The organism is Thiocapsa marina 5811 (assembly GCF_000223985.1).
Taxonomy (GTDB): Bacteria; Pseudomonadota; Gammaproteobacteria; order Chromatiales; family Chromatiaceae; genus Thiocapsa; species Thiocapsa marina.
Window position 1 is genome coordinate 120,509 of record NZ_AFWV01000015.1, and the last position, 6,651, is coordinate 127,159.

General features: G+C 65.2%; 6 protein-coding genes and 1 tRNA gene. 3 read left to right on the top strand and 4 right to left on the bottom strand.

Annotated features, from left to right (window positions below):
- Nucleotides 1–3: 3 nt before the first annotated feature.
- Nucleotides 4–834 (bottom strand): monofunctional biosynthetic peptidoglycan transglycosylase, encoded by an 831-nt coding sequence (gene mtgA / locus THIMADRAFT_RS20255; protein WP_007194971.1) that lies wholly within the window; start codon nt 832–834, stop codon nt 4–6.
- Nucleotides 834–1,541 (bottom strand): biliverdin-producing heme oxygenase, encoded by a 708-nt coding sequence (locus tag THIMADRAFT_RS24990; protein ID WP_007194972.1) that lies wholly within the window; start codon nt 1,539–1,541, stop codon nt 834–836. Before THIMADRAFT_RS24990 ends, mtgA begins: the two co-directional genes overlap by 1 nt.
- Before the next feature lie 211 nt (nt 1,542–1,752).
- Here THIMADRAFT_RS24990 and THIMADRAFT_RS20265 point away from each other — a divergent pair, with 211 nt between their 5' ends.
- Nucleotides 1,753–2,025 carry a hypothetical protein gene (locus THIMADRAFT_RS20265; RefSeq protein ID WP_007194973.1) on the top strand — a complete coding sequence of 91 codons (273 nt, stop codon included), beginning with the start codon at nt 1,753–1,755 and terminating at the stop codon, nt 2,023–2,025.
- Between the two features lie 40 nt (nt 2,026–2,065).
- On the opposite strand, the gene THIMADRAFT_RS20270 is transcribed toward THIMADRAFT_RS20265, so the two are convergent.
- A complete protein-coding gene (locus THIMADRAFT_RS20270) occupies nt 2,066–2,506 on the bottom strand; it encodes a DUF29 domain-containing protein (RefSeq protein WP_007194974.1) in 441 nt (146 codons plus the stop codon).
- A gap of 66 nt (nt 2,507–2,572) precedes the next feature.
- Nucleotides 2,573–4,582, bottom strand: coding sequence for an excinuclease ABC subunit UvrB (uvrB, locus tag THIMADRAFT_RS20275; protein ID WP_007194975.1), 2,010 nt, complete (start codon nt 4,580–4,582; stop codon nt 2,573–2,575).
- A 109-nt stretch (nt 4,583–4,691) separates the two neighbouring features.
- Between uvrB and THIMADRAFT_RS20280 the strand changes: the two genes are divergently transcribed.
- Entirely contained in the window at nt 4,692–5,876 is a 1,185-nt protein-coding gene (locus THIMADRAFT_RS20280) for a pyridoxal phosphate-dependent aminotransferase (protein ID WP_007194976.1), read from the top strand.
- Nucleotides 5,877–5,940: 64 nt separating this feature from the next.
- Nucleotides 5,941–6,016: transfer RNA gene (locus THIMADRAFT_RS20285), tRNA-Asn, on the top strand.
- The last annotated feature ends 635 nt before the right edge of the window (nt 6,017–6,651 follow it).

Genomic DNA, 6,651 nt, shown 5'->3' on the forward strand with positions numbered 1-6,651 from the left:
GGTTTAAAGCCGGTCCAGGTACCGGGTTCCGCCGAGTCGGCTCGCCTGATCGCTGATCCAGGCCGCGCGTCGCTCCAACCGTTCCGATGGTTTGTCCAAACGGTAATGTCCCGGCGCGGGCAGCACGCCGATCAGGAGCGACGCCTCGCGCATGGTCAGCTCTCTCGCCGGTCGATCGAAATAGCGTAGGCTCGCCGCGCCGATGCCGTAGGTGTTGGGGCTGAACTGTACAATGTTCAAATAGACCTCGAGGATGCGTTCCTTCGGCCACAGGATCTCCATCAGCAGTGTGAACCAAGCCTCGAGGAGCTTGCGCGGCCAATCCGAGCCCGGCCAGAGGAAGAGGTTCTTTGCCGCCTGCTGGGTGATGGTGCTGGCCCCGCGCAGGCGTCCGCCCTTTTTGTAGTCGGCCCAAGCCAGGCGGATCTCGATCAGGTCGAACCCCGGGTGGCTCGGAAAGCGCTGGTCTTCGCCGGCGATGGCCGCCAGCCGCGTCGGTAGCGAGATCCGATCCCAGGGCACCCAGGTCTGATGATAATAGGGCGGCGACTGATCGAGCCGCCAGAGATTGTAGGCGTGCCGAAGCATGAAGGCGGATGCCGGCGGGTCGAGCCAGCGCAACGTCAAGACCAGCACCACCGAGAGCAGTACCAGATGGCCGAGCCCCTTGAGCAGGAACCGGCCCACGCGCTCGAGCGGGTGTCGGTCATGGCCGATGGGCTCGATGCGCAAGACACGGGGTTGCTGCGTCGGCTCGCGCGGCGTCGCCCGGGATCCACCCTCGACCCCGTCATCCGCCCCGGCCGTCTCCGGCCCTTGTTTTTCGCCCTTCATTACTCTTCGGGGATGGGTGGGGCCGTTTCCGCCAAGTGTCTCCGCCCCGGGCATCGCGGACCGACGTGATCCGGATCGGCCCGGTCGGGCGCGCCCCGTGCGCCGGTGCCTTCGAGCATCCGATGAACCGCCGCGAAGCTCTCGCGGGCGCCCGAGACCACCTCGGCCGGATCCATGCGACCGTGCGCCGGCAGGCTGTCGAGGATGCTCGCGAAGCGTTTCCAGGCCGCCGAGGAGTGCTCGCCGTGGAAGTCGAGGAAGGTCGCCGAGCCCAGCGTCGGGCCGAGACAGCGGCGCAGGTGTTTTGCGATCACCCGACCGCCGAGGGTTGCTCCCTCCAGGACATAGAGACCGCCCAGCGCGGCAGCTGCACCGCTCGGGGGGGGCTGCGCCGAGGAGCGCGGTTCGTGCGGCTGGCCCTGCTCGGCGAGATCCTCGAGGATCGCCGGGAGCTTGCGTCGAACCCCCAGGTCGTTGCGGATCTCCTCGTCCAGGGCGTCGAGCAGGCTGTCCTCCAGGGCCGCATAGACATCGGCCAAGGCATGCAGATAATCGAGATAGTCGTTGCGGGTGACGGTCGGCGACGTGAGTCGGGTCATCAGGGGCAAGCGCTCGACCGCCTGGTGTGTCTCGGCCGTCGCGCGGCGCAGGACAACCGCCAATCGCTCGGAGGTCGCCGGTCGGGTCTTGTCTTGGCTGTCTTGCATGGGGTCTTCGGGCTCGTTGCGCTCTGCGCTCGCGGCAAGTCTAGCACCCGTCCTCGTCATCCCTGAAAAAGACCCATCCGCTCTACTGCACGATAGACCGACGGTGCTCGGCCGACGAACGGTCGAGGATCCGGGTCCGCGGGCTCACGTTTTGAGCCACCCCTCGCGGCATGCTGTGGTTCCGTCCAGTGCAAACCCCGCGGAGCCGACGATGAACACCCTTTCCGATCTCTTCGTCATCCTGCTGTTCCTTTCCGGGATTTTTGTGATCCTGAGCCTTGTCTGCATGATCTTCGAGCACGTTCCCGACGAGGCCGATGCGCGGCCGCGGCGCACGCGTGTTCAGCCGCAACGCCCGCGGCGTCGCTCCCGCGTGGCCCGGCCTCGACGTAAGCCCAAGCAACCTGTGACAGACGCGCCGAGTCCTTCGGTCTGCCCTGCGGTCGGTCGGCCGGGGCAGGGCGCCAGAGGGGTCCTGAGCTGATTCCCGATGATGGGGCTGCGGCGTTCCGGTGCGAGCAGTCTCACTCGGGGGGTAGCCAATCCACCTCGAGCACGTCGGTCAGGCGCCACGGACAGTTCTCCGGGAACGCCGAGAGTCCCGTTTCCCCGACGGCGTCGGCAACCGCGTCGGCCCAGATCTCGTCCAGCCAAGTCGCGTCGCGCAGCATCGCTTTGAGGCTGGGGGTTCGGTCGAGTCTGGCCTTGATGGCTCGGCGCTGCTCGCGGATCGTGCGCTGCCAACTGCTGCCGCGACGCTCCGGCTGGAATTGCCACTTGAGCAGGTGCGCAAGCAGGAGCGACAGGCGACTGGCCAGCTCGCGCTGTTCACTTTTGCCCACGTCTTCGATCTCCTCTGCGAGATGCTCGAGGTCGAGCCGGTCCAATGCGCCGGCCCTCAGCCAGTGCGCCTGTTGTTCGGCCCAGGCGACGATGTCGGCGTCGTAAAGGTCGGTTTTTGGCATCGGTATCTCCCGATAAAATGACGGGGCCGGGCCGAGCGCCCGGTGCCTCGATTTCAACCCGAAACGTCAAGCTGCAAGCCCGCGCCCCTGCAACTCCTTGATCTTGTCCCGGACGGCGGCGGCCTGCTCGAACTCGAGATTCTTCGCGTGCTGGTACATGGTCTTTTCCAGCGTCTTGATCTTTTTGGCCATCTGCTGGGGTGTCAGGCCGGCGTATTCGATGATCTCCTCGGCGACCTTGGCGTAGTTGCGGGCCTTCATGGGCGCGCCCGGGATGGCGCCCTCCATGATGTCGGCGACCGCCTTGCGGATGGTCTGAGGCGTGATGCCCTCGGTGGTGTTGTGCAGGATCTGCTTGGCGCGGCGCCGCTCGGTCTCGCCGATCGCTCGTTCCATGGAGCCGGTGATGCGATCGGCATAGAGGATCGCCTTGCCGTTGGCGTTGCGTGCGGCACGCCCGATGGTCTGGATCAAGGAGCCCTCCGAGCGCAGGAACCCCTCCTTGTCGGCGTCCAGGATGGCGACCAGCGAGACCTCCGGCATGTCGAGCCCTTCGCGCAGCAGATTGATCCCGACCAGGACGTCGAACTCGCCCAGGCGCAGATCCCGAATGATCTCGACACGCTCGACCGTGTCGATGTCCGAATGCAGATAGCGGACCTTGACGCCGTGCTCGTTGAGATACTCGGTCAGATCTTCGGCCATCCGCTTGGTCAGGGTGGTGACCAGCACGCGCTCGCCGGAGGCGACCCGCAGCCCGATCTCCGAGAGCAGATCGTCGACCTGTGTCAGGGCGGGGCGGACCTCGACCTCCGGGTCGACCAGGCCGGTCGGGCGCACCACCTGTTCGACGACGGCGCCCGAGTGCTGAATCTCGTAGTCGCGCGGGGTGGCCGAAACATAGATGGTCTGCGGCTGGCGGGCCTGGAACTCCTCGAAGCGCAGCGGGCGATTGTCGAGCGCCGAGGGCAACCGGAAGCCGTAGTCGACGAGGTTCTCCTTGCGCGAGCGGTCGCCCTTGTACATGCCGCCGAGCTGAGGAACGGTGACATGACTCTCGTCGATGACCACGATGGCATCCGCCGGCAGATAGTCATACAGGGTCGGCGGCGGCTCGCCGGGTCCGCGTCCGGAGAGATAGCGGCTGTAGTTCTCGACCCCGGAGCAGTAGCCGACCTCCAGCATCATCTCCAGATCGAACAGGGTGCGTTGCTCCAGGCGTTGCGCCTCGACCAGCTTATCGTTGTCCCGCAGCCAGATCAGTCGGTCCTTCAGCTCCACCTTGATCTGCTCGACCGCGTTCAGGATGGTCTCGCGCGGCGTGGCGTAGTGTGTCTTCGGGAAGACCGTGTAGCGCGGAACCTTGCGCAGCTGCTCCCCGGTCAGCGGGTCGAAGAGCGAGAGCGACTCGATCTCCTCGTCGAACAGCTCGACCCGCAGCGCCTCGTCGTCGGACTCGGCCGGGTAGATGTCGATCACGTCCCCGCGCACCCGGTAGGTGCCGCGCGAGAGCTCGATCTCGTTGCGCCGGTATTGCAGATCGGCGAGCCGGCGCAGCAGGGCGCGTTGATCGATCAGATCGCCGCGGTTCAGATGCAGCACCATCTTCAGATAGGCGTCCGGGTCACCCAAGCCGTAGATGGAGGAGACGCTCGCCACGATGATGACATCGGGCCGCTCCAGCAGCGCTTTGGTGGCCGAAAGACGCATCTGCTCGATGTGCTCGTTGATCGAGGAGTCCTTCTCGATATAGGTATCGGTCGAGGGGACGTAGGCCTCGGGCTGGTAGTAGTCGTAATAGGAGACGAAATATTCCACCGCATTGTGCGGGAAGAATTCCTTCATCTCGCCGTAGAGCTGGGCGGCGAGCGTCTTGTTCGGCGCCAAGACCAACGCCGGGCGCTGCACCCGGTCGATGACGTTCGCGATGGTGAAGGTCTTGCCCGAGCCCGTCACGCCGAGCAGGGTCATGGCCGACTCGCCGTCGTTCAGGCCCTCAACCAGGCGACGGATCGCCTCGGGCTGGTCGCCTGCGGGGGCGAACGGCGAAACCAGTTGAAAAGGACGTTCGGACATCGGAGTGCGTGCCGGGTGTTTGCGGTTTCGTTATGATTGGGAGCGAGACACCGCATGTCCAGTCACGACAACGACGACCCTCACCACAAGAGCCCAGAGAAGACACCCGATGACCATCAAGCTTGCCGCGCGCGTCCAGGCCGTCAAACCCTCCGCCACCCTGGCCATCACGGCCCGCGCCAAGGCCCTGCGCGCCGCGGGCAAGGACGTTATCGGCCTCGGCGCCGGCGAGCCGGACTTCGACACGCCCGATCACATCAAGGAAGCGGCCATCGCCGCGATCCGCGCCGGCTTCACCAAATACACCGCGGTGGACGGCACCACCGAGCTCAAGCAGGCCGTCATCGACAAGTTCAAGCGCGAGAACGGGCTGGACTATGCCCACGACCAGATCCTGGTCTCCTGCGGCGGCAAGCAAAGCTTCTTCAATCTGGCCCAAGCGCTCCTGGATCCGGGCGACGAGGTGGTGATCCCGGCGCCCTACTGGGTCTCGTATCCGGACATGGTCCTGCTCGCCGGCGGCGCGCCCGTGCTCGTGCACGCCGGAGCCGATCAGCGCTTCAAGATCACCCCCGGACAGCTCAAGGGCGCACTCACCGACAAGACCCGTCTGGTCGTCATCAACAGCCCCTCGAACCCCACCGGCATGGGCTACAACCGCGAAGAGCTCGAAGCGCTCGGCGAGGTCCTGCGCGAGTTTCCGCGCACCCTCATCGCCACCGACGACATGTACGAGCACATCCGCTGGAGCCCCGAGCCCTTCGTCAACATCGTCAACGCCTGCCCGGAGCTCTACCCGCGGACCCTGGTCCTCAACGGCGTCTCCAAGGCCTACTCCATGACCGGTTGGCGCATCGGCTATGCCGGCGGCCCGGCCGAGATCATCAAGGCCATGAAGAAGGTGCAGGGACAGAGCACCTCCAACCCGACATCCATCTCGCAGGTCGCCGCCCAAGCGGCCCTGGAGGGCCCCCAGGAGTGCATCGGCGTCATGCTCAAGGCGTTCCACGAGCGCCACGACTTCGTCGTCGAGCGTCTCAACCAGATCCCCGGCATCGAATGCCTGCCCACCGACGGCACCTTCTACGTCTTCCCGAAGGTCCAAGGGGCGATCGACAAGCTCCCCGGGATCGCCAACGACCTGGACTTCGCGGAGTACCTGATCGAGAAGGCCGGCGTGGCCCTCGTGCCCGGCTCCGCCTTCGGCCTCAACGGCTACGCGCGCATCTCGATCGCCACCAGCCGCGCGAATCTGGAGCAGGCATTGGAGCGGATCGCCGCTGCGGTTGCCTGAAAGCGGCCTCTCGTCGAAGTTGACTCTAATCGGGCACCCGGCTAACATTGCGGGCTCCCATAGATCCCTGGTAGCTCAGTCGGTAGAGCGGGTGACTGTTAATCACTAGGTCGGCGGTTCGAGCCCGTCCCAGGGAGCCAATTAAAAGATGGGCTTAGGTCAGAAATGGCCTAAGCCTTTCTTGCGTTAGGGCCTGGGATCAGGTTTCGGTTGCTGTTACGGCTTGCCTCCAACGCTTTGCTGAGCGCCATTCCAGCGGAGGCGGAGAAGCTCGACTGGCAGGAGTGGATGGCTGACCGTCGAGAAGCTAGATTGCCCCAACCCTGGACCCCTGCCCCGGTCGCCACCTTCGACCCGCGCTGAGTCTTGGGACTACCTCGACCGAGCCGTGCTATCGCGCCAACGCACCGACGATCCCCCCCCACCCCGCGTTGCGCGATCCAGTGCAGGTGATCCTACCCCGGCCGGGGGGAGCTGCCGTACCGCTTAGTAACGATTCACTAACAAGTAAGGCATTTTACCTCAGCCATCTTGTATGAAAAGTGCGTTAGCGACTTGAAAAAGAATCGACGTGCTGCGAGCATCGCTCCCGATGATCCGAACGGGAGTGGTTGCCGCATGAACGAATTTCCGGGCTACGGCGCAGCGCACGAGGAGACGATGCGGATGTTCTCGCGCACCTTGGACAGGACCATCGCCGCCGCTACGCGGCGATCGAGGCGCTGAAGATCGGTTTCGGCGGGATCGCCTACGTGGCGCGCGTGCTGGGGATGAG

Excerpts from the sequence above, each read along its gene's own strand:
- uvrB (WP_007194975.1), bottom strand. The coding sequence starts at position 4,582 with ATGTCCGAACGTCCTTTTCAACTGGTTTCGCCGTTCGCCCCCGCAGGC.
- THIMADRAFT_RS20270 (WP_007194974.1), bottom strand. The coding sequence starts at position 2,506 with ATGCCAAAAACCGACCTTTACGACGCCGACATCGTCGCCTGGGCCGAA.
- THIMADRAFT_RS20280 (WP_007194976.1), top strand. The coding sequence starts at position 4,692 with ATGACCATCAAGCTTGCCGCGCGCGTCCAGGCCGTCAAACCCTCCGCC.
- THIMADRAFT_RS24990 (WP_007194972.1), bottom strand. The coding sequence starts at position 1,541 with ATGCAAGACAGCCAAGACAAGACCCGACCGGCGACCTCCGAGCGATTG.
- THIMADRAFT_RS20265 (WP_007194973.1), top strand. The coding sequence starts at position 1,753 with ATGAACACCCTTTCCGATCTCTTCGTCATCCTGCTGTTCCTTTCCGGG.
- mtgA (WP_007194971.1), bottom strand. The coding sequence starts at position 834 with ATGAAGGGCGAAAAACAAGGGCCGGAGACGGCCGGGGCGGATGACGGG.